Below are 23,289 nucleotides of genomic sequence, written 5' to 3'. Positions count from 1 at the left end.
CCAATTTGTTATACTTTATATTTTCTTCTCCTCCACCAACTCTTCAATAAATCTTCTATGACTTTTAACCATATATTTAGGTAAATCATCAAGAGGAAAGAATTTTAATTCAGTTCCTTCTTCATTATCTACTTGTAACTCTCCTTCATAATCCCTTGTAACATAAACTGCATTAACAAGATAAAACTCATCTTCATTTGGAAGTTTCATATAAAAATCTTCTCCAGAATATACATTAACTAACTTTAAATTAGAAACCTTTAATCCTGTCTCTTCAAAAACTTCTCTTATTCCTGTTTCCTCTATAGTTTCTCCCATGTCCATTATTCCCCCTGGAAGCCCCCAATTCTTTTGGGGATATGTTCTTTTTTGTAGTAAAACCCTATTTTCTTCATCAAGAACTATTACAGAAGTACCGTTTAATATTACAGGCTTATGTCCAATATATTCTCTTAAGTATTTAACATAATTCATTACTTATCACATCCTAAGTTTTCGAAATTATAAATTAATAATGGTATTTCCATCTCATCTTTTGTAAGTCCACCATGGGATCCCTTTAAGGATATCTCGTACTTGCCCTTCTCAAACCACCATACTCCATATCCATCATAAGGGATAATAACAATATTCCCCATCCTACTTAAGAATGTTTCTGATGGATTTATAAATACTCCTTTATCTATTAAGTCCTTAACTAAATATATTTCCCCTTTATCTTTAAACTTTTCCTTTAACAACTCATATACATATATTTCAAATTCCTTCTTTATATAAAGGAACATATCTCTATTATACCCAACAGGAACAATACTTTTTCCTTTAGAATCCTTAAGCATATATTCGTCTATGTTAGGGATTAATTCATTTAAATAAATTCTATCTTTAATCTCCATTTGTCCATGATCAGCTGATAAAATAAAAATCCCTTCATTTACACCTTTATCTAAGACATTATTATAAAAATTATCTAAAGCTTTAATAAAATTATTTATCTCAAAATACGCCTTATAAGAACTCATGCCATACTCATGACCAATTGAATCTATTTGGGGATAATAAATATAATAAAAGTTTTTACCCTTATCCTTTTTAATCCCTTGAAGAAGTATATCAAACATCTCTTCTACTGAATCATAGCCTTTTACCTTTCCATCCTTAAAAAGCTCCCTAGAATAATAGCTATTATTAATATAATTTGGTGTAATAATTGTGCTACATACCCCATTTTCTTTAAGCTCTTTAAAAAGGTTATCCTTTGGCAAAATTTCTTCTTTACCCTCATAGTCAAATAGAAATGGTGTAAAAACCTCATTTATCTTAGAATCATATGTAAACCATTCAAAAAATCCATGCGTAGAAACATCCTTACCTGTAATTACTGATGTTACATGAGCAGTAGTAGTTGAAGGAAACTGGGATGTTATCTTTTCTTCTATTCCTCTTTTCCTTATTTCCTTAAAGAACTTAGAGTCCTCTCTTACACTCTTATAAAACTTCCATCCAAAGGCATCAACTAAAATAAAAACAACCTTTTCCTTATTTAAAAGTATTTTTTTTATCTTCTTATTTTCTAAAGTTATCCCATCATTAATACCAAAATTATGTTTAATTGAATTAATTATATTTATGAAGTTTTTCCCATTATACTCTGGGAAAATAAAGTCATTAGTCATACTTAAATACCTCCTTTCAACACTCTATAATCTACAGCTCTATAGTTGTTCCTGCAGATAGATAATTAATCTTATCTTTTAGTGTTTCTTTTAAGATTTTAAAAGCATTTGTTCCAGTACAATGGCATGTATAATACTTAGTTTTTCTCTTATTAAGTTCAAAACCTATTGAGGTTATTAATTCATTATCTTCATACTTTTTAGATACTGGATTAAAAAGGTGGAACCCTCCAATAACATAATCAAAAGATTCATTGCAGATATTTTCTCCAACACTAAGAATATTAGTTATACCCTTATGGGCACATCCTGCTACTAATATATTTTTACCATCATCATTTATAATTAAATTCTGCTCATGATTAAAAGTATCTTTTACATACTCCTTATTAATCTTCATAAACAAAGAATCATTAGATTTAGATATTAGATCTTTTTTAGGTACATCTGCAAATAATATTAGATTATCATTAATTTTATAATTATTACTACATAGAATTATTCTATCATTTGATTCAAATGACTTATCCAATCCAACATAATGTTTAAACCCTAAAACCTTTGTATAATAAGGCATAAAGGATGATTTATTTATATATACTTTCCCTTTTTTATTGTTTTCTAAAAAATATTTTATACCTCCACCATGATCCTTGTGCCCATGAGATATAACCACCATGTCTATATCTTCTATGTTTACACCTAACTTTTTAGCATTCTCTAAAAACAAATGGTTTGGTCCTAAATCAAAAAGTATCTTATTAGTTGTAGTTTCTATATACAAAGATAATCCATGTTTACTTTTATACTCATTAGATATACTCTTATTATCAATTAAAGATTTTATAATCATACTTCCCCCAAAATTTACATATTACTAATGTATTAAGTATATAATTTTTTTGATAATAAGTCAGTATTTTTATAATTAAAAAAGAGAAATTGCAAGCAATTTCTCCTCATAATCCCTAGTATCTATTTTACTTCTTTTAACACAGCTTCAGCTACATTCATAGCTACGCCTTCTTTAAATGGCTTTGGAATAATATTTTCTTCATTTAACTCATCATCAGAAATCTCATTTGCAATTGCGTAAGCTGCTGCAAGCTTCATTTCAGTAGTAATCTTCTTAGCTCCTGCGTCCAAAGCTCCTCTAAAAATTCCAGGGAAAGCAAGGACGTTATTAATTTGATTAGGATAATCACTTCTTCCTGTACCTACTATTCTTGCTCCAGCTTCTTTTGCATCATTTGGATTTATTTCAGGTTCAGGATTAGCCATTGCAAAAACTATAGCGTCCTTATTCATAGATTTAATCATATCCTTTGAAACAATATTTCCCACAGAAACTCCAATAAATACATCTGTCCCCTTAATTACATCACATAATTTACCCTGTTCTTTATTAGGATTAGTAATATGGGCTATTTCTTCTATTGAAGAGTTTTCATATTCCATGCCACTATAAATTGCTCCATTTATATTACACATAACAAGATTTTTTACACCAGAATGTAATAAAAGCTTTCCTATAGCAATTCCAGCTGACCCAGAACCATTAATTACAACCTTTAAATCTTCTAATTTCTTGTTAACTATTTTTAGAGAATTTATAAGTCCAGCTAAAACAACTATAGCTGTTCCATGTTGATCATCATGAAATACTGGAATATCTAACTCCTCAATTAATCTTTTTTCAACTTCAAAACATCTTGGTGCAGATATATCTTCTAGATTAATTCCACCAAAGGAAGGTGCTATTCTTTTAACTGTTTCTACTATTTCATTAGGATCCTTTGTATCCAGTACTATTGGTACTGCATCTACATCTCCAAACTCTTTAAATAGTACGCACTTACCTTCCATAACTGGTAAGCTTGCTAAAGGACCAATATCACCTAGTCCTAATACTGCTGTACCATCTGATATAACTGCAACTGTATTCCATTTTCTTGTATAGATATTGGCCTTAGTTGCATCCTTATGTATTTCTCTACAAGGCTCAGCTACCCCTGGAGTATACGCTAAGCTAAGATCCTTTTCGTTTTGAATCTTTACCCTTGAAGTTACTTCTAGCTTACCTCTCTTTTCTTCATGAAACTTTAAAGCTTCTTCATATATATTCAAAATACCACCTCAAAACTTATACTACTTTTGTGCCATGTATTTCTTTTGCACCTGTATATTCTAAGATATACTCTCTATTTTCTTTATTAACACCTTTACCTGGCATTATAATAATTCTATCATTTGCATATTCTACTAGCTTTTTAAGTAAATCCTTACCTGCTAATGCATTTTCACATCCACCTTTAGTTAGAATTCTATCTACACCTAATTCTACTAATTGGTCTATTGCCTTAAACTTATCTTCTATTTCATCAAAAGCCATATGGAAGGTTATGTTTAAAGGCTTAGCTCTTTCCACTAACTTTTTAGTAACATCCATATTAATTTCTTTTCCATTTAACGCTCCTATTACAACTCCATAAGCACCATTTTCTTTACATACCTGAATATCTTCAAGCATTATTTCTACCTCATCTTCTGAATACTCAAAGCTTCCTCCTCTAGGTCTTATAATTACCATAACAGGTATATTTACATGCTTTATTGTCTTTTTAATAGTTCCAACACTTGGAGTTGTTCCATCCTCCATTAAATTGTCACAAAGTTCAATTCTATTAGCACCTCTTTTAAAAGCACTAATTGCCTCATTATAATTTCCTACACAAGCTTCATACATACTTTTCTACCTCTTTTAATCAAATGTTATTGGTGACTTTATTCTCTTTAGATATGCATCTAACCACTCCTCACTTGCCACCTCATAAGTAGTTTTTCCATTAACATTTTTACATACGTAAACTGTTGGTTCCATATCATCTGTCATCACTGAGAATGAGAAGCCATCAATATTAGTTGCAACACCAAATTCCCCTTTGTTATTTAAACAAACAACAGATAAATCTCCAGCTTTACCTCTTCTTTTCTTTAATTCTGCATTTAAGTCTTCCACTGCCTTATCTGCTGCTTCTTGTGGATGATATCCTTCCTTCATTAATCTTACTATTTCATAAGATATGCATCCCTTCATTAAATCCTCTCCAAGGCCTGTAGCTGATGCTCCTCCAACTTCACTGTCAACATAGAAACCAGAACCTGAAAGTGGAGAATCTCCAACTCTTCCTCTTTTCTTCATAAATAAACCACTTGTAGATGTTCCAGCCACCATTTTCTTTTCACTATCTAAGGCTATCATACCTACAGTGTCATGTCCATCATAAGGGCTTAAACCTTTTTCTATTGTTTCTTTTCTTCTTTTTTGATAGTGCATCTTAGCTCTATCTGTTAACATATTAACTCTTTCAAAACCTTCTTTATGAGCATAAGCTTCTGCACCTGCACCAACTAAGAAGCAATTAAATCTCTCTTTGCTTAACTTTCTTGCAATTGAAATAGGATTTTTATAATCCTTTATACCAGCAACTGCACCAATATCTAAAGTATCTCCATCCATATATGCTGCATCTAATTCAACTTCACAATCTTCGTTAGGTAATCCTCCATAACCTACTGATTTATAAAAAGGATAATCTTCAACCATCTTTATTGCATTTTCAATAGCATCACCTGCTGTACCGCCCTTTTCTAGTACTTCCTTAGAGCTTGTTATTCCTTCTACTGCCATTCTCCATGTAGCTATCATTGCATATTTCATAAACCTCATCCTCCAAAATATTATTTTGATGTCTATTTTTATAGCAATTAACATGCCAACTATTATAACTCATATAAATACTAGTTAAATTCATATTTTCATTGATAATATGAATTAGTGTATTGTATAATTATGTTATAAATTATAGTGTGTTATTTTTTTAATACAGTTTGTATTGGTTTTCATATTTTATAATACATATCTATATATAAATTATACAAACACAAAAATATAGGGGGAAGAATTTATGAAGAGAATAGATTTAGTCTACAATTCTTTAAAAGATTTAGACAAAGGTGAAGGTATTTCTACTATAGAACTAAGTGAATACCTTAATTTAGAACGTTCTAACGTATCTAAAGATTTAAATAACCTAGTTAAAAACGGAATGGTATTTAAAAATAATTCAAGACCTGTAAGATATTTTTTCAATAATCCAAACACTAATGATCTTACTCACAAATCCTCTTTGGACAATTTATGCTATTTATCTCCTTCCCTTTCAGAGGCTGTAAAGCTAGCTAAAACAGCTATCCTTTATCCACCTAATGGAATGGATTCTCTTATAATAGGTGATACCGGTGTAGGTAAGTCAATGTTAGCTAAACTTATGCATGAGTATTTTAACTCCTTAGATAATACAAAGGATATTCCATTTGTGCATTTTAACTGTTCAGATTATTCTAATAACCCTCAACTTTTAAGCTCACAATTATTTGGTGTCAAAAAAGGTACATATACTGGAGCAACGGAGGATAGAAAAGGCGTAATTGAAGAAGCTGACGGAGGAATACTATTTTTAGACGAAATACATAACTTGCCAAAAGAAGGTCAAGAAATGCTTTTTGTATACATGGATACAGGGTATTTCAGAAGATTTGGAGAGGTTTCTAAGAAAATAAAGTCTTCTGCAAGAATTATATGTGCTACAAATAAGGATATAAATGCCTCACTTTTAGATACTTTTATCAGAAGAATTCCAGTTAAAATTTATCTACCAAGTCTAGAAGACAGATTCATTGAGGAAAGACTAACCTTAATTGAAAGGTTTATTAAAGATGAAAGTTTAAGGTTAAATAAGCCTATATTAGTATCCAAAAACTCTATGATAGCCTTATTATCATATAATTGTCCCTATAATGTTGGTCAATTAAAAAGCGATATTAAGCTTGCTGTGGCTAATGCTTATTCAGATTATTTTATACATCACAAAAAGCAAATAAAAATAAATAGTCCAGACTTGCAAAAGGATATTAAATCCTCCCTTCTTTCACCAAAAGAAGATGCTCTAAGACTTGTAGATTTAATGGCTGATACAGATGGTTATTTTATATATGATAAGAACTCACAAATTACAAGTCATTCATTCTTAAAACAAAAACAAACTATTTTACTTAGCTACAAAGAGTTTATGACTGCTATATCCATAAAGATAGCTAATAATAAGGAGCTTGATATTCATCAAATACGTGAAGATTTTACAAAATACTTTAAAGCAGTTATAGATAATGGTACAAGCTACAACTTCTACTTCCATCCATCTGCATATGAAGATTTAACTAATGGTATTTTTAAAGAGAATCCAGAACTAAAGTTTTCCTTTACAGATGATATTATAAAGAATTTCTTTAGTATTCACGTAGATATGATTTATGACAGAATTGATTTCATACAATACTCCCCTACTAATTCTATAAGTAAGCTAAAGATAAATTACCCTGAATATTATTCAATAGCCAATAATATAAAAGGACTAATTGAAAAATACTATAATGTTAATTTATCAGAAACAGAACTACTTTTCTTAATCATATTTATAATGTGTTGCTAAAGACAAAAAGAGCCGTCACAATAGAGAATAAATTTTTTCTATTGTGACAGCTCCTTTTTTTAATTAATTATTTATAGATATCTTAGCCATTTCTCTTGTGTTTAGTATCTTAGAAACCTCAGTTTCATTTATATCACACTCTTCAAGAACAATTTCCTTTACATACTTTCCTGTTTTCAAAGCTTTCTTTGCTATAGCAGCTGACTTTTCATAACCTAATATTGGTGCTAAAGCTGTAACTATTCCTATACTTCCATCAACTAAGTTGTTGCATCTCTTTTCATTAGCTTCAATGCCTTTAACACAGTTCTCTATAAATGTTTCTACTCCATTAGTTAAAATAACAAGAGATTCATATAGATTATGAATTACTATTGGATAGAAAGCATTTAATTCTAATTGACCACTTTGTGTAGCCATAGTAATTGTTAAATCATTACCCATGATCTGAAATGATATTTCTTTCATGACTTCTGGCATTACTGGATTAACCTTACCTGGCATTATTGATGAACCATTTTGCCTTGCAGGTAATCTTATTTCTCCAAAGCCAGCTCTTGGTCCTGATGACATTAAAATTAAATCTCCAGCAATCTTACTTATATTAACTGCACAAACTTTTAATTGTGATGATACCTCAGCATATTTATCTAAATTTTGTGTTCCATCAACAAGGTTTGATGATTGTATTATATGTTCATCAAATATATTGCTTAATTCCAAAACTACAGAAGCTATATACTTTTCATTTGCTGTAATTCCAGTACCAACAGCTGTACCACCTAAATTAACTTCTAGTAATGAATCCTTAACTCTTTCTAATCTTTTTACATCTCTTCCTATTGCCATTGAAAAAGCCTTAAATTCTGAACCTAAACTTATAGGCACTGCATCTTGCATTTCAGTTCTACCCATTTTTATAACATCTGTTAATTCTTCTGCTTTTATATTAAATTCATAGGATAGCTTAATTAATTTTTCAATACAGCCATTTAAAAGTTCATAAGTTGTAAGGCTTGCAGCAGTAGGGATTACGTCATTTGTAGACTGCCCCATATTTACATGGTCATTTGGATGTATTGGATAATACTCTCCTTTGTTAAATCCAAGAATCTCATTTGCCCTATTTGCAATAACTTCATTTATATTCATATTTAAAGATGTTCCAGCCCCACCTTGAATTGGATCTATAATAAATTCATTATCAAACTTACCACTATATACTTCTTCACATGCCTTAACTATAGCCTCTTTGTATTCTTCTTTAAGCTCTCCCACATTACAATTTGTAATAGCACAAGCTTTCTTAACAACTGAAAGATTTTTTATAAGTTGCTTATTGATTGTTTGACCACTAATTCTAAAGTTTTCATGCCCTCTTAAACTTTGTACTCCATAATAAGCCTTACTAGGTACTTGTTTTTCTCCAATAGAATCTCTCTCTCTTCTAAATTCCATAACTATTCCTCCTAAGAAAATAAAGATTTTTCTTTCTGAAGATTTAAATAGCAAAACCTGTGCCAAAACACTGTATATACCTGTTTATCTCATTTTCTAAGTACTTTTTGTAGTAATATAAAGAAGTGTGTCAAAAACTTCTATTTTAGCCTTTATAAAAACACACTAGTCATTAAAATAATACACTTTAATATAAAAAAGTGACCTCTCCACGCTTTAGTGAAAAAGTCACTTTTTCATCCATACCACAGGTTCCAAAACTTGTTTTTTATGTTCTGTGATGGCACTATAATTCTTAGTTTGCTAGTCCTATTATAGCTCTAACATATATCCTTGTAATATTTATAAGATCTTCAATTATCATATATTCATTAGAATTATGAGCAATTCCTTTTTGACCTGGGAAAGAAGGACCAAAAGCTACTATATTAGGCATTACCTTAGCATAAGTTCCACCTGTAGTAGTAACAGGGGTACCGTCTTCTCCTGTTACCTCTTCATAAGCATCCTTCATAACTTTTAGCATCTGAGCATTCTTATCAAAGAATACAGAATCCATTCTTCTATTTTCCATAATAGAATACTCTGATAATGCACTTATTATTTCCATTATACTTTTATAGCTATATGACATTGGATATCTAAACACAACTGATAACTTAAGCATGCCATCCTCAATTTTTAAAGAATAAGGGTTAGTTACTAGACTGCCTGATATTTCATCCTTACATTCTATACCTATCTTGCTTAAATCATGATTCTTGTGAAATACATTATATATGAAATTTAAAAACTCTCTTTCTTCTTTGCATAAAGATGTTTCATCTCTTAAATTTTTACATAAACTTGTAATAGCATTAACACCACTTTCAGGCGCATTTCCTGGAGCTGTTTTACCCCTATTAGTAATAGATTTACCATCTTTAAAATCAACTTGAATAAAATCTGGAACCACATTACTTCTAAATTCGCCATTAATTGATTTAATATTAGGATCACTTAGTTTTTTACTGCATATAGTTACGTCTAAAATTCCCCTTTCCCCATAAACAGCAGGGAACTTGCAATCAGGAGTAAAACCTGAAATTGGTGGTTCTTCATTATTAAGATAATATGGAATATCTTTAAAACCAGTCTCTTCATTTGAACCAAATATGATTCTAACTCTTTTAGAAAGCGGAATATTAAGATCTTTTACTACTTTTAATGCATATAGACAAGATATTATAGGACCTTTATTATCCAATACGCCTCTACCATAAAGCTTTCCTTCTCTTATATCCATTTTAAAAGGTGGTGTTATCCACCCTTCTTCATTAGCAGGTACAACATCTACATGTCCAATTATACCTACGTAATCTTCTCCATCTCCATACTCTGCATACCCTATAGCATTTTGGATATTTTTAGTCTTAAAGCCTATCTCCGTTGATATATCTAAGGCTTCAAGTAAAGCTTTTTTGCTAAATTCTCCAAAAGGAGCATCTATACAAGATGCTCCTTCAATGCTAGGAATATTTACAAGTCTCTCAATGGATTTTATCATATCATCCTTATATTGAATGACTTTTTCATCAATCTTGTTCATAAATATCCCCTCTATACTAGGTTTACTAGAAGCAAACCTTATTTTTTAATTCATCTACATTTTCATTGTTAGCTAACTTAATAGCCATTTTACATATATTTTCAATAGATTCATTTAAGCCGATTCCACCCTTTTTAGGAGTTTTAACAACTATTACTCTATCTTTATACTTTTCAGTTCCTGGATTTTCTACAGACATAGCTGCAAATGCAGGAATCCCACTATTATTATTAATTTCCTCAGCTAATCCTCCTGCCATTTCTCCAAAGTTTGGATAATGTAGAGCTGGTCCACATACAACTACATCAGGACTAAGCTTTTTAACCATTGCTACAAATTTCTTTTTAACTTCTTCTTCATTATCTTTATAGTATAAATCACCACAGTACAATGTTGCAATTATTTCCCCACCTAAATTAGTTAGGAATGGTTCCATCATTTTACCAGGGCCAATAGCTGTCTTTTTTCCTGCTGGTGGTATATGAGCGTTTTCATCGCTCCCCATACCTGCTTGTACATGATTTAAAATTAATAATACTTTTTTCATCAATAACATCTCCTAAGTTTATAAAGTTAGATCATCAAAATCTATATCATCATCTTCGTCATTTGCTGCATTTACTGCTTCTTCTTTTAAGTATTGCTTATCAAGCATCTTAATAAATGGAATATACATTAAAACACCTAAAACTATTAATATTAATTGTAATACTGAACCTTGCCATCCTGATACTAAGAAACCTGAAATTACTGGTGGAGTTGTCCATGGAATTTGTACTCCATTTGTAAGTGGAACTAAACCAGCTGTCATACAGAAATAAGTAATAATAATATTAATTGTTGGTATTAAAGCAAATGGAATTAACATTAACGGATTTAACATAATTGGAAGACCAAATATAATAGGTTCATTTATACCAAAGACACCTGGTAAAAATGATAATTTACCCATTTGTTTAATTCTTTGGCTTCTACAAACTATAAAAATAGCTATTATTAAAGATAACGTTGAACCTGCACCACCAAATGTTGCAAACATATCTTGGAATTGTCCTGTAATTATATTTGGTATTTCTTGGCCAGCTTTGAATGCATCAAGATTTTCTACAGATAATGCCTTTAAAATTGGATTGAATACTGCACCAACAACACTTGAACCATTTATACCAAAGAACCAGAATCCATGTAAGAATAGATATGCTATTACCATTGCAGGTAAAGTATTACCTAACTTTAATAATGGAACTTGTAAAATCTTAAATATGAAGTTGTGTAAATTACCATAGCTTGTTAATGTAAATACCCAGTTAATTAAGAAAAATACTGTCATAACTATTGCAGCTGGAATTAAAGCTTCAAAAGACTTAGCAACTGTTGGTGGAACTCCTGCTGGAAGTTTTATAACCCAACCCTTTTTAAGTATCTTAGCAAATATAGTTACCGCAACAAGTGCTACTATCATACCAAGGAATAATCCTTTTGAGCCTACCCAATCTAGTGGCACACAAGAAACATCATATGTTATATCGCTTCCCTTTGGCGTAAAGGTTCTTGAAAATGGAGTAACTATAAAGAATGCTACAAGACCTGTTACTGAAGCTTGTATAGCATCAATATCTAACTCTCTACCTAAACTATAACCAATACCAACAACTGCAAGTATAGTCATCAAATCAAAAGTTGCTGAAACAGGAACTGAAAGCTTCGCTGCCCAACCTTCACCTAAAAATCTTGCAATCATTTCATCCCATCCTGGTATTGGGAAGTTAGCAATAAGTAGGAATAGCGAACCTACTATTAATAAAGGTGTAGAAATTAAGAAACCATCTCTAATTGCTATTAGGTACTTATTCTTACCGATAACTTCTGCAAGTGGCATTAATACCTTTTCCATCTTTTTCATTATAGTATTCATTGATTTTCCCTCCAGTTCTTTAGACACTATTAAATTTTACTTTGAATTACCTTTGATTAATCTTATGGCTTGCTTTAACACCTTTTCTCCGTCCATTGCGCCATAAGATGCTGGTTCAATTGGAGCTATTGGAATATTTAATGGTATACAATCCTCTTCAATTTTATTGAATAAGAATCTAACTTGTGGTCCAAGTAAAACACAATCTGGTCTCTTTTCATTGATTAACACATGTGACTTTCCAGCTGGAAAAGCTTCAATATGAATATCAAGATTGTGCTTATTTGCAACTTCTTGCATTTTTGAAACCATTAAACTAGTTGACATTCCTGCTTCGCAGAATAAAAATATTTTTTTCATTTGTATAACCTCTCTTTCTTTTTACATTTAAATGTAATTCTTATGCCCTTTAATAAAGCAAGAATTATGCCAACATCCAATATTCAATTTTTAAGGTATTCTTTTAACTCACAAAACAATCTGTATCGTTTTTTTAATACATTTAATAGTTCTTTCATTTGTCAAATAACAATAGTGTATCGTTTTCTGAATTTAATAACACACTTTTTCATCTATAAAACACTCTTTTTTAGAGATAACCTTTACAAAAATATTATATAATTGTTTCTTAAATATATAAATAAAAAACACTGCTATGCAGTGCTTAAAATATGTAACTAAAAACTTATTCCTTCTTTGAATCTATCTAACATTTTTTCTGCAGCGCCTTTAACATCTTCTTTTCCTAATATGCAAGATATAACTGCAATCCCATCAATATTACTTTCCTTAAGTTTAGTAACATTCTTTTCATTAATACCTCCTATAGCTACAACAGGGATATTAACTGATGAAGTAATGCTAGATAAAGTTTCATAAGATACATCTCTTGTATCTTTTTTAGTTGATGTACTAAAAACAGCTCCAACACCTAAGTAATCTGCACCATCCTTCTCAGCTTTTAGAGATTCTTGTAAAGTGGCAGCAGATACTCCTAGTATTTTATCTTTACCTAGAATCTTTCTAGCTACCGAAGCAGGTAAATCCTTTTGACCTATATGAAGGCCATCAGCATCAATAGCTAGTGCAATATCTAATCTATCATTAATTATTAGAGGTATATTATACCTTGAAGTTACTTCTTTAACCTTAATAGCTATTTCATAGAATTCTCTAGAAGTAACATTCTTTTCTCTTAATTGAACTAAGGTTACTCCACCTAAAATGCTCTCCTCTATACATTTTATTAAATCTCTTCCTCTTAAAACATCTCTATCTGTTACAAGATAAAGTGTATAATCAACATTCTTCATTTATTTTACCTCTTTTCTCAATTACTTCCTTTGATAAATTATAAATATTATCCATAAGCTTAACCTTAAAAGTACCTGTTCCTTCACCTTCTTTTAGACTTTCATAAGCTAATTCTCCAGATATCCCCATAGAAACAACTCCACTTAAAGCTGCTAGAAGGTTGTCCTCATTAGTCCCTAAATATGCTCCAATAAGAGAAGAACACATACATCCTGTGCCTGTAATCTTAGACATAATTTTATGTCCATTTTCCACTGTATAAATCATCTTTCCATCTGTAACAATATCAACTGCTCCTGTTATAGCTATTATTGAACCTACCCTTTTAGAGAAATCCTTTGCTAAAAGTTTACCTTTCTCTAGCTCATCCTTTATAGAAGTATCATATAATGAATCTACTCCTTTAGTTTTTGTATTAATTCCATATAGAGTCTTTATCTCAGATAAATTTCCCCTTATTACAGCTAACTCAATATTATCCATTATAGTTTTTGCTACTTTTGTCCTGTATGGTGTAGCCCCTGCACCAACTGGGTCCAAAATGACAGGAATTCCAACTTCATTAGCCTTCTTTCCAGCCTTAATCATACATTCTACTGTTCTAGAATTTAATGTACCTATATTTATTACAAGAGAAGATGCTATAGAAGTCATAGCCTCAACCTCATTTATATCATCTGCCATAACAGGTGATGCACCAATGCTTAGAGTAATATTAGCACAGTCATTCACTGTTACATAGTTAGTAATATGATGTACTAAAGGTGCTCTCTCTCTCACATTTTCTAATAAATTACCTATATAGGTTTTTATATCCATTATTCTATCACACCACTTTTCTTATATAATTCATAAAAATGGTTTGTAGGTCCAACACCCTTACCTATATCTAAAGAATGCTTAATTGCAACTGTAATATATCTCTTTGCTTCACTTATTGCTTCTTCCATAGATAATCCTCGTGCAAGATTTGCAGTTATTGTTGATGATAAAGTACAACCTGTTCCATGTGTATTCTTTGTGTCAATTCTTTCAGAAGTAAAATAGTGAAATTCTTCTCCGTTAAAAAGCACATCTATAGCTTCACCATCTAGGTGTCCACCTTTTAATAGAACATTTTTACATCCCAATTTAATTAGTTCTTTACAAGCATCACACATGTCTTCTTTTGTTTTTATATTTATAATTGATGACCCTATTTCTTTAAGAATTTCTTCAGCTTCAGGAATATTGGGCGTTATTAAATCTGCTAAGGGCAATAGATTTTTAATTAAAGTCTTTTTAGACTCTGGTTTTAGTAAGGAAAACCCACTTTTAGAAATCATAACTGGATCTATTATCAAATTAGTTGGTTTATATTGTCTAAGTTCTTCTGCAATAGCATTTATAGTTTCTATCTTAGAAACCATTCCAATCTTTACTCCATCTACCCTAATATCAGTAAATATTGCGTCAATTTGATTCTTTATTATTTCATCATCAATATCTTGTACACTAAATACTCCTTGAGTATTTTGAGCAGTTACTGCAGTAATTACGCTCATTCCATAAACATAATTTGCACTAAAAGCTTTTAAATCCGCTTGAATTCCAGCTCCTCCACAGCTATCAGAGCCTGCAATTGTTAAACAATGTTTCATCATAAATTCCTCCTTAAAGTAAAAAAAGTACAAGCAGAAGATGCTTGTACCTTAAAATCAAATTACATTAACAACTTCCTACGCTGGTATTAACCAAACAGGTTCCTAGGGTTAGAAAGTATAAGGCTTTCACTCTCAGCTTACCAATTTAAGCACCCCTGTGTTTCTATTATCTAAAATAACTTTATCATAATATACCATTTTTCTCAAGTGTAGTCATATTTTTATAATTTATATATATTTATTAAAGTAATAGTACACAATCAATATAAATGCATATACTTTTATTAAGTTTATAACAGAAAAGGAGAAAATGAAATGAAACAATATGTTTGTTCCATTTGTGGCTATATTTATGACCCAGAAATAGGTGACGAAGATAATGGAGTTGAATCTGGAACACCATTTGAAGATTTGCCTTATGAATGGACATGCCCAATTTGTAATGCTACAAAAGAAAGCTTTGAAGAAGTAATTGAATAATTAAACTATTCTATAAAAGAAACTCCAATAGGGGTTTTCTTTTTTTTGAATAAATATTGTATTTTTACATATACTAATTTATAAATTTCCAGTAGGAGGGTATTATGCATAATAAATATAATGATTTATTTGATACATTAGTTAAATCTTATTATGAGGGTGATTTCGACACAACTTTAAACAGAATTATTACTTGTCATGAATCATCTCCACAGGAAACATTTGAAATTATAACTTCTCTTTGTGGAGTAAAAATAGAATTTGATAACAATTATTTATATAACTTAAAGAAAGCTATTACTCATTATACAGTTCAAAAAAAAGTTGTAGAAAAACTTCAATGTTGTAGTGACGATTCTTGCAAGGGTGATGATAACAAATATAACTGCCAAAGAGCCTGTCCTTTTGATGCAATATATTTTGATGAAGAAAAAGGAAGTACTGAAATAGATGGTGATAAGTGTTTAGGTTGTGGCATATGTATAGATTCATGTAAATCTGGAAGAATCTTAGATAAGGTTCAATATATCCCAATAATAGACTTAATAAAAAATAATAAAACTGTTATTGCAGCTGTTGCCCCTGCTATAAGTGGTCAATTTGGTGATGATGTAACTATGGATCAACTAAGAGCTGCTTTTATTCAAATGGGCTTTACCGATATGATTGAAGTTGCTTTTGCAGCAGATATTCTAAGTATAAAAGAAGCTGTTGAATTTAATAAACATGTAAAGGGTCCTAATGATTTAATGATTACATCCTGTTGTTGCCCTATGTGGGTTGGAATGCTTAAGAAAGTATATAATGAATTAATTGATGATCTTTCTCCTTCTGTTTCTCCAATGGTTACAGCAGGTAGAGTAATTAAGAAATTAAATCCTGATGCTAAGGTTGTTTTGTTGGTCCTTGTATTGCTAAAAAAGCTGAAGCTAAAGAAAAGGATGTGGCTGGTGCCATAGATTTTGTACTTACTTTCCAAGAGGTTGATGAAATTTTTAACGCTATGGATATAAGACCAAGAGATTTAGAAGGAGTACCAACTAAGGAATATGCCTCTAAGGGTGGTAGATTATATGCGAGAACTGGTGGTGTATCAGTAGCAGTACATGATGTATTGAATGAGCTATATCCTGACCAAATAAAGAACTTTAAAGCTGTTCAAGCAAATGGTGTGATTGAATGTAAGAAGATTTTAAATTCTGCCTTAAATGGGGAAATAAATGCTAGTTTCCTTGAAGGAATGGGATGTGTTGGCGGATGTGTTGGTGGACCTAAAGCTAATATTCCTACTGCTAGAGGAAAGGAAGCTGTAGATAATTTTGCTAAGGAATCTGCAATTCAGGTGCCTGTCCACTCTGATACCTTGGATGATGTGTTAGGCCGATTAGGAATAGAGTCTTTAAAAGACTTTGAAGATAAGGATAAAATCCAATTATTTGAAAGAGAATTTTAGAAGGAGTAAACACTGTTATCATCAGTGTTTACTCCTTTTATTCATCAACTCTAATTATTTTATAATTTTCATCATATTTTATTCCTAGTTCTTTAGATAACTTATCATTTATAAGGTTAAGCTTTTCGCTATACTCTCTATATTCCTTACTTAGCACCTTCATATTTGGAATAAACACTTCATAATATCCACTTTCCTTGTAGAAGTTCATGAGTTTTTTCTTGAAATTAAAAAATGGATTTAAATATGGTAAAAGCCGCCACTCTTTTTGTTTATCTACGTATCCTAATAGCTCTTTTTTATATTCTTCTAGTTCTTCTCCTTGGGCTTCTAATAATGCCTCCATCTTGCTTTTGGTAGCTTCGTATGTTCTCTTTCTAATTTCATCACTGGAGCTTGCTAGACCTATTTGTATGAACTTAGGTATTTTAAATTGTGGTATATTATCTAGAAACTCAACTATATTATGCCATGCTTTAATTTTTTCCATAGTATCTAATGGTTCATTTAAGTATGGGGAAAAGTGATATGCCATATATTCTCCAAATCCTTTTGGAAAAGCTCTTTTTAGTTCACGCTTTATAAATTCCCCACTCTTCTTTTCCTCTTGAATTATTTCATCATTTAACCTGGATATTTCATTAATAGACATATCCCCTTCTATTAATCTTTCTAGATGAATCTTATCTATTTTTAGTCTAATCTCTTTTTGTTCCTTCTCTATTACTATTCTATTTAATATTTCTCTTTTGTCTTTAGACTTTAATATAGTCATAATATCTTTTACAGAAATATCTAGCTTTCTATATAATGATATCTCTTGTAATATCTTTATGTCTTCATTACTATAATCTCTGTATCCATTACTAAGCTTCTTTGGGGATATAAAATTTTCTTTTTCATAATATAAAATAGCTTTTTTAGTTAAGCCAGTACTTTTACATACCTCATTAATTAACATATACTCACCTCTTAAGATACATAATAGAGTACTCCCTAAGGGCATAGTCAACTATATTATTTAATCTTTTTATATTAATATATAATTTAATAAATCTAATGGATTATCTAAAAGGTAATCCCCTTGAATTCCTTCAATTGATGTTGCTCCCCATTTAGCAAGGGCAAAATCCATATTTGCTGCTTTAGTTGCTTTATAATCTGATAATGTATCTCCCATATATATACATTCTTCTCCATTAATATCTAATGTATCACAAACCTTAAGCAGTGGATCTGGATAAGGTTTATGTCTTTCTGTATCTTCTGCAAGTACTGTACAAGAAATATATTTTTCAAGACCTGTTGGATAAAAATCTATTTCATACTGCTTTTTCATTTTTGAGCTTGCAATTGCACATTTAATTCCTAATTCATTTAATCTAGGAATAAGTTCATTAAAACCTTCATAAAGAGTTGCTCCTTCTTCAAAGCTATTTACATATTCTACCCATTTAGCATAGGATTTTTCAATATCCTTAAACCCTAGCTCTTCAATTGTCTTTTTTCCTGGATAAGCCATGTATTTAAGTAGATCATTATAAGGAATAAGAATATCTAACTCTTCTTTTACTAACCTTTGTAAAGGTAGCATATTCATTCGTTCTGTATTTAACACTGTACCATCTAAATCAAATATTACACATTTGTATCTCTTCATAAATTTCATCCTTCATCTTTAAATTTATTTTAAGGTGTTAACAAGTACTCTTCTAGCCTTTGGTAACATCTCTGTTTTTATTAAAAAGTTCCATACTGGCTCAAACTTCTTCCATGCTCCTGCATATGTAAAATGCTTTAGTTTCATTTTTAATTCTTCATGATTTTTTGAGTCCTTAAATATGTTACTCCATTTATAGAATTCTTCATAAGATTCCTTATATCCTTTTTCCATTTCCTCTTTTGTTATATTTGGATGATTAAAAGTTAAATGTCTTGTATCATACTTTCTCCAATCTTCTGTAACTATCCTATTAGTTTTTTTCATTTCTTCAAATATTGGAGTTCCTGGATATGGGGTTAAGATATGATTTGTTACTGTTGTTATTCCATTATCTATTGCCCATTCTGTTGTTCTACTAAAAACGTCTTTTTTATCATCATCAAGTCCAAATATAAAACTTCCGTTTATCATTATTCCTATTTCATCAAGTCTTTTTATAGCTTTTTGATAGTCTTGTCCTAAATTACTAAGCTTGTTAGCGCTTTTTAAGTTTATTTGATTAATGCTTTCAAAGCCAATAAATGCACTTCTAAAGCCTGCTTCATATGCTAGTTCTATAGTATCATCATTTAAAACTGAATCTACAGTTATTGCACCTTGAAACACTCTATTCATACCCTTCATTTCTTTAAAGAGCTGCCTAACCAAATTCTTATTTGCAAAAATATTATCATCTAAAAAATAAAGATGACGACCTTTCATACTATCTATCTCTTCTAAGATTCTATCTATTTTATAAGAATAATATGATTTACCGCCCTTATAAAAGGAGCTTACATAACAAAAAGAACACTTATTAGGGCATCCTCTTGAAAACACCATAGAATTAGGAACTAGATACTTATCATTTTTAAATAAGTCCCTTCTAGGTAAAGGAATACTATCAAAGCACACATCACCTTGATTATATATCTTTTTATTACGTCCTTCTTTTAATTCCTTTAAAAACTTTGGAAAACTGCTTTCCCCAAGTCCTAGTAAAATCACATCACAATGCTTTTTAGCTTCATACGGCACTGAAGTTGCATGTAATCCTCCTAATGCCACAGTTACCCCTTTCTTTCTATAATTGTCTGCTATTTCATATGCTCTATATGAGTTTGTAATATATGTCTCAATGCAAACTAGATCTGGAAAATCATCTAACTTTAGAGTTTCAATATGTTCATCAACTATTTCTATTTCATCTTCTTCACCGCAAAAAGAAGCGAGCGTAGCTAATCCAAGTGGAGGAAATAAAGAATACTTTATTGGCCTCCAGTATGGACTCTTAGCTTCTTCAAGTGCAGGTAAAATAAACTTAATTTTCAAATTTATTACCCCTTATACCAATTTACTTATTACTATTTTAGGATGCAAAAATTACTTTTTAATATTCTAATTCTTACTTATTCCTTAAGCTATGAATTCTCCCTCTAAAATAGACATTAAAATAACATCATGGTATTCATTTTTAAAGAATAATCCATCCCTTTGACGTCCTTCCTCTTTAAAACCAACCTTCTCGTAAGTCCTCTTAGCTCTTTTGTTATAATCAAATACTTCTAATTCAATTCTATGAAGCTTTAATTCTTCAAAGGCATATTTTATAGTTTCATATACTGCCCTATACCCTATCCCCATACCAAAATACTTTTTATTAAATAGAGCTATTCTAAAGGCACAGATTCTACTGTCAAAATCTATGTCCATTAATGAAGTTTCTCCAATAATTTTACCATCTTCTATAATTAAGAAATGTCTCCTTTCCTCATCATCAACAAGCTTATCTACAAATTTATCAATTATTTCAAAATTAACTTTTTCTGTAGTAGCTGTATAATGAAGCATTTCTTCATCTGGATTTTCGAAACCTGCCTTCCAATACTCTTCTTTATCATTTTTTTCTATAAGTCTCAGTTTTATATTCATAACCCTCTCCCTTTTATTATGATAACAATATGCTATCATATATTTCATACAATTGGCTATACTAAGTATAGGCATGATGAAAAAGAGTACCTTCATTTAAAGGTACTCTTTTTTGTAGAGAAAAGATTCGCGATGAAAAATTTTGTTTGTATGTATAAATTTATTATAGCTTCTATTTATGCTATTGGTGTAATCATAAATATTGTTGATTCATGTGTGTAATTAGTTTAACTATGAAGCTAATAAATAATTTATACTTTGTTGAGAATGATTTTCATTCTACAACTCTAATATATAATATATTTGGATATATGTCAACACCTCTTATAAAATTTTCCTATAAAAGATTAAAATCTCAGAGGATTCCCTCTGAGATTAAATTGATGACAAGAACTACAGCTCCTACCATAGTAAACAAAACTAATAGTTTGAAATTTTTGATAAACCTTCTGTAAAGTCCACTTTCCCCCATTGTAGTCTTATTAATTTTCCTATGAATTAAATATAATTTTATAAATTCCACTATTACAACTATAGCTATTAATATTGCTATAATCGTTAAAGCATCTTTCAATTTTAACACCCCGCAAATTTTATATATTACATATATATTTTACCATTAAAATTACAGGACATTACTTAATTTATTCTTAATTATTATTTTTATCATTCTACAATTTACCTTCTATTCTTTTCAAACATTTACTTTGATTATCAAAATAAATGTGCTATAATTTAATAAATTTAAACAAGGAGAAATGTAATGAATAAAATGAAAAAGATAATAATTAGTGTTGCAATAATAATTACAGTAACAATTGGACTAGTTCTTGGTCTTGGAGGAACTTACTTATATAACTTAGCCTTATATCCTACAACAGATAAATCAATAGTTTTGGGATCAGATGAGGAAAGTACAGAAACAATATCCCAAAATGAAACAAGTGGTGAAGTTAACATTGACGCTGAAGCTTGGTTACTTAATGACAGTGGTTATGAATCTCTTTATAGAACATCTAAGGATGGATTAAAACTACATAATTATTTAATAAAGAATAACTCAAAAAAATGGGTTATCACAGTGCATGGTTATACTTCTGAAGGAAAGCTTATGTCTAACTATGGAAAAAAGTTTTATGACATGGGATATAATGTTCTTATACCAGATTTAAGAGGACATGGAATGAGCGAAGGTGACTACATTGGAATGGGTTGGGATGAAAGGTTAGATATAATTGACCTAATTAATTATATAATAGATGTGGACAAGGATTCAGAAATAGTTTTATTTGGAGTATCTATGGGGGCTGCAACAGTAATGAATGTTTCTGGTGAAGATTTACCTTCTAATGTTAAAGCAATAATTGAAGATTGTGGATATACATCAGCTTGGGATCAATTCTCTTATCAATTAGATGAACTTTTTGGATTACCACCTTTTCCAATGATGCATACAGCTAGTTTAATTGGAAAGTTTAAGGCTGGTTATTGGCTTAAGGATGCTTCCCCATTAGAACAAGTAAAAAAATCTAAAACTCCTATACTATTTATTCATGGAGATAAGGATGACTTTGTACCTTTTTCAATGCTAGAGCAAGTGTATAATGCTTGTTCTTCACCAAAAGAGAAGCTAGTAATTGAGGGGGCTGGACATGCTAAATCTAGTAAAGTAAATCCTGAACTTTATTGGAATGCTATATATGAATTCTTAAATAAATACATTTAAAGATAATATTAATAAAAGGACTCAATATAATAATTGGGTCCTTTTTCAAAATAAAATTAAGGTATATTTTTACCTATACTATAAATTTAACAATGTTATATTCTCTATACCTATACATTTATTTATAAAGTCGTTATTAGTACATTTACAGAATATTTCTACTAAATAATTTTTATCTTCCTGAAAAATTAATACTTGTTTCTCATTTAGGGATATTGTCAAAGGCGTATCTTTAATAATATAACTATCAAAAATAATCTTTAATAAATCCTTGTCATTAGATGTTAATGCTCCTTTTACAATTACTTTATCTATTCCACTTATTCCATTTTCATAACTATTTGGTACCATATACTGTTTCATAAAATTACGAGCTTCATCATCCTTCATCTGTTGAAAACCAATTTGTAATGGAATACCTTCAAAAAATTTAATGTAGCTGTTTTGCCAAGGCATTGTTCTCGTTAATAAATTGAATAGCCATTTAAACTTTAAATACTCTGGATTTGTTATAGAAATGTTTTTACTCTTAAAGTTTTCATATACTTCATTTATATTATCAACATCTAGCATTATACAAATCAATCCTCTATGCCCTTCATTATATAAATCTACCCAATCTTTTTTCCATCCCCCACCATCTTCCTTTAGGAGATTAATCATTTCAAAATATTCATTACCAATCCATAAATTAGATGCTTTAAAACCTCTTGTTCCTTTTCCCCATGAAGGTTCATAAGGAAAACCTGATTTAATAACATTATTTATTACAGCTTTATCCTTTTGATATTTCCTATCTACATTAACTACAAAGTGATCAAATTTAAACATACCAATCTCCTATAATATA

At 30.2% G+C, this 23,289-nt stretch carries 22 protein-coding genes, 1 pseudogene and 1 riboswitch; of the genes and pseudogenes, 4 read left to right on the top strand and 19 right to left on the bottom strand.

Annotated elements, in window-relative coordinates; translation table 11 throughout:
- Positions 1 to 15: 15 nt before the first annotated feature.
- The 6 genes from DR024_RS12525 to DR024_RS12500 all read right to left on the bottom strand — a co-directional run bounded on the left by DR024_RS12525 (position 16) and on the right by DR024_RS12500 (position 5,397).
- Complete coding sequence (locus DR024_RS12525) at positions 16 to 474, bottom strand: NUDIX hydrolase (RefSeq protein WP_027098459.1); 459 nt, start codon at positions 472 to 474, stop codon at positions 16 to 18.
- A complete protein-coding gene (locus DR024_RS12520; protein ID WP_027098458.1) occupies positions 474 to 1,676 on the bottom strand; it encodes an alkaline phosphatase family protein in 1,203 nt (400 codons plus the stop codon). Before DR024_RS12520 ends, DR024_RS12525 begins: the two co-directional genes overlap by 1 nt.
- 31 nt (positions 1,677 to 1,707) lie before the next feature.
- Complete coding sequence (locus tag DR024_RS12515) at positions 1,708 to 2,529, bottom strand: MBL fold metallo-hydrolase (protein WP_027098457.1); 822 nt, start codon at positions 2,527 to 2,529, stop codon at positions 1,708 to 1,710.
- Between the two features lie 122 nt (positions 2,530 to 2,651).
- Positions 2,652 to 3,803 (bottom strand): NAD(P)-dependent malic enzyme, encoded by a 1,152-nt coding sequence (locus DR024_RS12510; RefSeq protein ID WP_027098456.1) that lies wholly within the window; start codon positions 3,801 to 3,803, stop codon positions 2,652 to 2,654.
- A 16-nt stretch (positions 3,804 to 3,819) separates the two neighbouring features.
- Complete coding sequence (locus DR024_RS12505; RefSeq protein ID WP_027098455.1) at positions 3,820 to 4,422, bottom strand: copper homeostasis protein CutC; 603 nt, start codon at positions 4,420 to 4,422, stop codon at positions 3,820 to 3,822.
- A 15-nt stretch (positions 4,423 to 4,437) separates the two neighbouring features.
- Positions 4,438 to 5,397 (bottom strand): glycosylasparaginase, encoded by a 960-nt coding sequence (locus tag DR024_RS12500; RefSeq protein WP_111918922.1) that lies wholly within the window; start codon positions 5,395 to 5,397, stop codon positions 4,438 to 4,440.
- A gap of 247 nt (positions 5,398 to 5,644) precedes the next feature.
- Between DR024_RS12500 and DR024_RS12495 the strand changes: the two genes are divergently transcribed.
- Complete coding sequence (locus DR024_RS12495) at positions 5,645 to 7,228, top strand: sigma 54-interacting transcriptional regulator (protein ID WP_034866368.1); 1,584 nt, start codon at positions 5,645 to 5,647, stop codon at positions 7,226 to 7,228.
- Between the two features lie 63 nt (positions 7,229 to 7,291).
- Here the strand turns inward: DR024_RS12495 and DR024_RS12490 are convergent, their stop codons facing one another.
- The 8 genes from DR024_RS12490 to thiD all read right to left on the bottom strand — a co-directional run bounded on the left by DR024_RS12490 (position 7,292) and on the right by thiD (position 15,143).
- A complete protein-coding gene (locus tag DR024_RS12490) occupies positions 7,292 to 8,686 on the bottom strand; it encodes an aspartate ammonia-lyase (protein ID WP_111918920.1) in 1,395 nt (464 codons plus the stop codon).
- A gap of 295 nt (positions 8,687 to 8,981) precedes the next feature.
- Positions 8,982 to 10,274: a Sapep family Mn(2+)-dependent dipeptidase gene (locus DR024_RS12485; RefSeq protein ID WP_111918918.1), complete on the bottom strand. Its 1,293-nt coding sequence runs from the start codon at positions 10,272 to 10,274 to the stop codon at positions 8,982 to 8,984.
- Positions 10,275 to 10,299: 25 nt separating this feature from the next.
- Positions 10,300 to 10,821 carry a GrdB-related putative oxidoreductase gene (locus DR024_RS12480; protein WP_027098451.1) on the bottom strand — a complete coding sequence of 174 codons (522 nt, stop codon included), beginning with the start codon at positions 10,819 to 10,821 and terminating at the stop codon, positions 10,300 to 10,302.
- 18 nt (positions 10,822 to 10,839) lie between these two features.
- The gene (gene celB / locus DR024_RS12475; protein WP_034866365.1) at positions 10,840 to 12,189 is read right to left on the bottom strand and encodes a PTS cellobiose transporter subunit IIC; all 1,350 of its coding nucleotides are present in this window, start codon (positions 12,187 to 12,189) and stop codon (positions 10,840 to 10,842) included.
- Between the two features lie 36 nt (positions 12,190 to 12,225).
- The gene (locus DR024_RS12470; protein ID WP_027098449.1) at positions 12,226 to 12,549 is read right to left on the bottom strand and encodes a PTS sugar transporter subunit IIB; all 324 of its coding nucleotides are present in this window, start codon (positions 12,547 to 12,549) and stop codon (positions 12,226 to 12,228) included.
- A gap of 317 nt (positions 12,550 to 12,866) precedes the next feature.
- Positions 12,867 to 13,502: a thiamine phosphate synthase gene (thiE, locus tag DR024_RS12465; protein WP_027098448.1), complete on the bottom strand. Its 636-nt coding sequence runs from the start codon at positions 13,500 to 13,502 to the stop codon at positions 12,867 to 12,869.
- Complete coding sequence (gene thiM / locus DR024_RS12460) at positions 13,489 to 14,322, bottom strand: hydroxyethylthiazole kinase (protein WP_111918916.1); 834 nt, start codon at positions 14,320 to 14,322, stop codon at positions 13,489 to 13,491. The genes thiE and thiM overlap by 14 nt, the downstream gene beginning before the upstream one ends.
- The gene (thiD, locus tag DR024_RS12455; protein ID WP_027098446.1) at positions 14,322 to 15,143 is read right to left on the bottom strand and encodes a bifunctional hydroxymethylpyrimidine kinase/phosphomethylpyrimidine kinase; all 822 of its coding nucleotides are present in this window, start codon (positions 15,141 to 15,143) and stop codon (positions 14,322 to 14,324) included. The genes thiM and thiD overlap by 1 nt, the downstream gene beginning before the upstream one ends.
- A 57-nt stretch (positions 15,144 to 15,200) precedes the next feature.
- A riboswitch (TPP riboswitch) is annotated at positions 15,201 to 15,313 on the bottom strand.
- A 148-nt stretch (positions 15,314 to 15,461) separates the two neighbouring features.
- Here thiD and DR024_RS12450 point away from each other — a divergent pair.
- Entirely contained in the window at positions 15,462 to 15,626 is a 165-nt protein-coding gene (locus tag DR024_RS12450; protein ID WP_070101687.1) for a rubredoxin, read from the top strand.
- 104 nt (positions 15,627 to 15,730) lie between these two features.
- Positions 15,731 to 17,079: pseudogene (locus DR024_RS12445) on the top strand ([Fe-Fe] hydrogenase large subunit C-terminal domain-containing protein).
- Positions 17,080 to 17,116: 37 nt separating this feature from the next.
- Here the strand turns inward: DR024_RS12445 and DR024_RS12440 are convergent.
- From DR024_RS12440 to DR024_RS12425, 4 genes are all read right to left on the bottom strand, one after another.
- Positions 17,117 to 18,040: a MerR family transcriptional regulator gene (locus DR024_RS12440; RefSeq protein WP_027098444.1), complete on the bottom strand. Its 924-nt coding sequence runs from the start codon at positions 18,038 to 18,040 to the stop codon at positions 17,117 to 17,119.
- Between the two features lie 69 nt (positions 18,041 to 18,109).
- Complete coding sequence (locus DR024_RS12435) at positions 18,110 to 18,739, bottom strand: HAD-IA family hydrolase (protein WP_027098443.1); 630 nt, start codon at positions 18,737 to 18,739, stop codon at positions 18,110 to 18,112.
- Positions 18,740 to 18,763: 24 nt separating this feature from the next.
- On the bottom strand, positions 18,764 to 20,113 hold the full coding sequence (locus tag DR024_RS12430) for a B12-binding domain-containing radical SAM protein (protein WP_027098442.1): 1,350 nt from the start codon (positions 20,111 to 20,113) through the stop codon (positions 18,764 to 18,766).
- A gap of 84 nt (positions 20,114 to 20,197) precedes the next feature.
- Positions 20,198 to 20,713: a GNAT family N-acetyltransferase gene (locus tag DR024_RS12425; protein ID WP_172458949.1), complete on the bottom strand. Its 516-nt coding sequence runs from the start codon at positions 20,711 to 20,713 to the stop codon at positions 20,198 to 20,200.
- Positions 20,714 to 21,476: 763 nt separating this feature from the next.
- On the opposite strand from DR024_RS12425, the gene DR024_RS12415 reads away from it, so the two are divergent.
- A complete protein-coding gene (locus tag DR024_RS12415; RefSeq protein ID WP_111918912.1) occupies positions 21,477 to 22,439 on the top strand; it encodes an alpha/beta hydrolase in 963 nt (320 codons plus the stop codon).
- Positions 22,440 to 22,517: 78 nt separating this feature from the next.
- Here DR024_RS12415 and DR024_RS12410 read toward each other — a convergent pair whose 3' ends face one another.
- Positions 22,518 to 23,270 carry a hypothetical protein gene (locus DR024_RS12410; protein WP_027098438.1) on the bottom strand — a complete coding sequence of 251 codons (753 nt, stop codon included), beginning with the start codon at positions 23,268 to 23,270 and terminating at the stop codon, positions 22,518 to 22,520.
- Positions 23,271 to 23,289 lie beyond the last annotated feature (19 nt).

The sequence above is a fragment of the Clostridium paraputrificum genome, assembly GCF_900447045.1.
GTDB lineage: Bacteria > Bacillota > Clostridia > Clostridiales > Clostridiaceae > Clostridium > Clostridium paraputrificum.
Note: the sequence above shows the minus strand (reverse complement) of the source record. Positions and strands in the feature narration are given on the sequence as shown.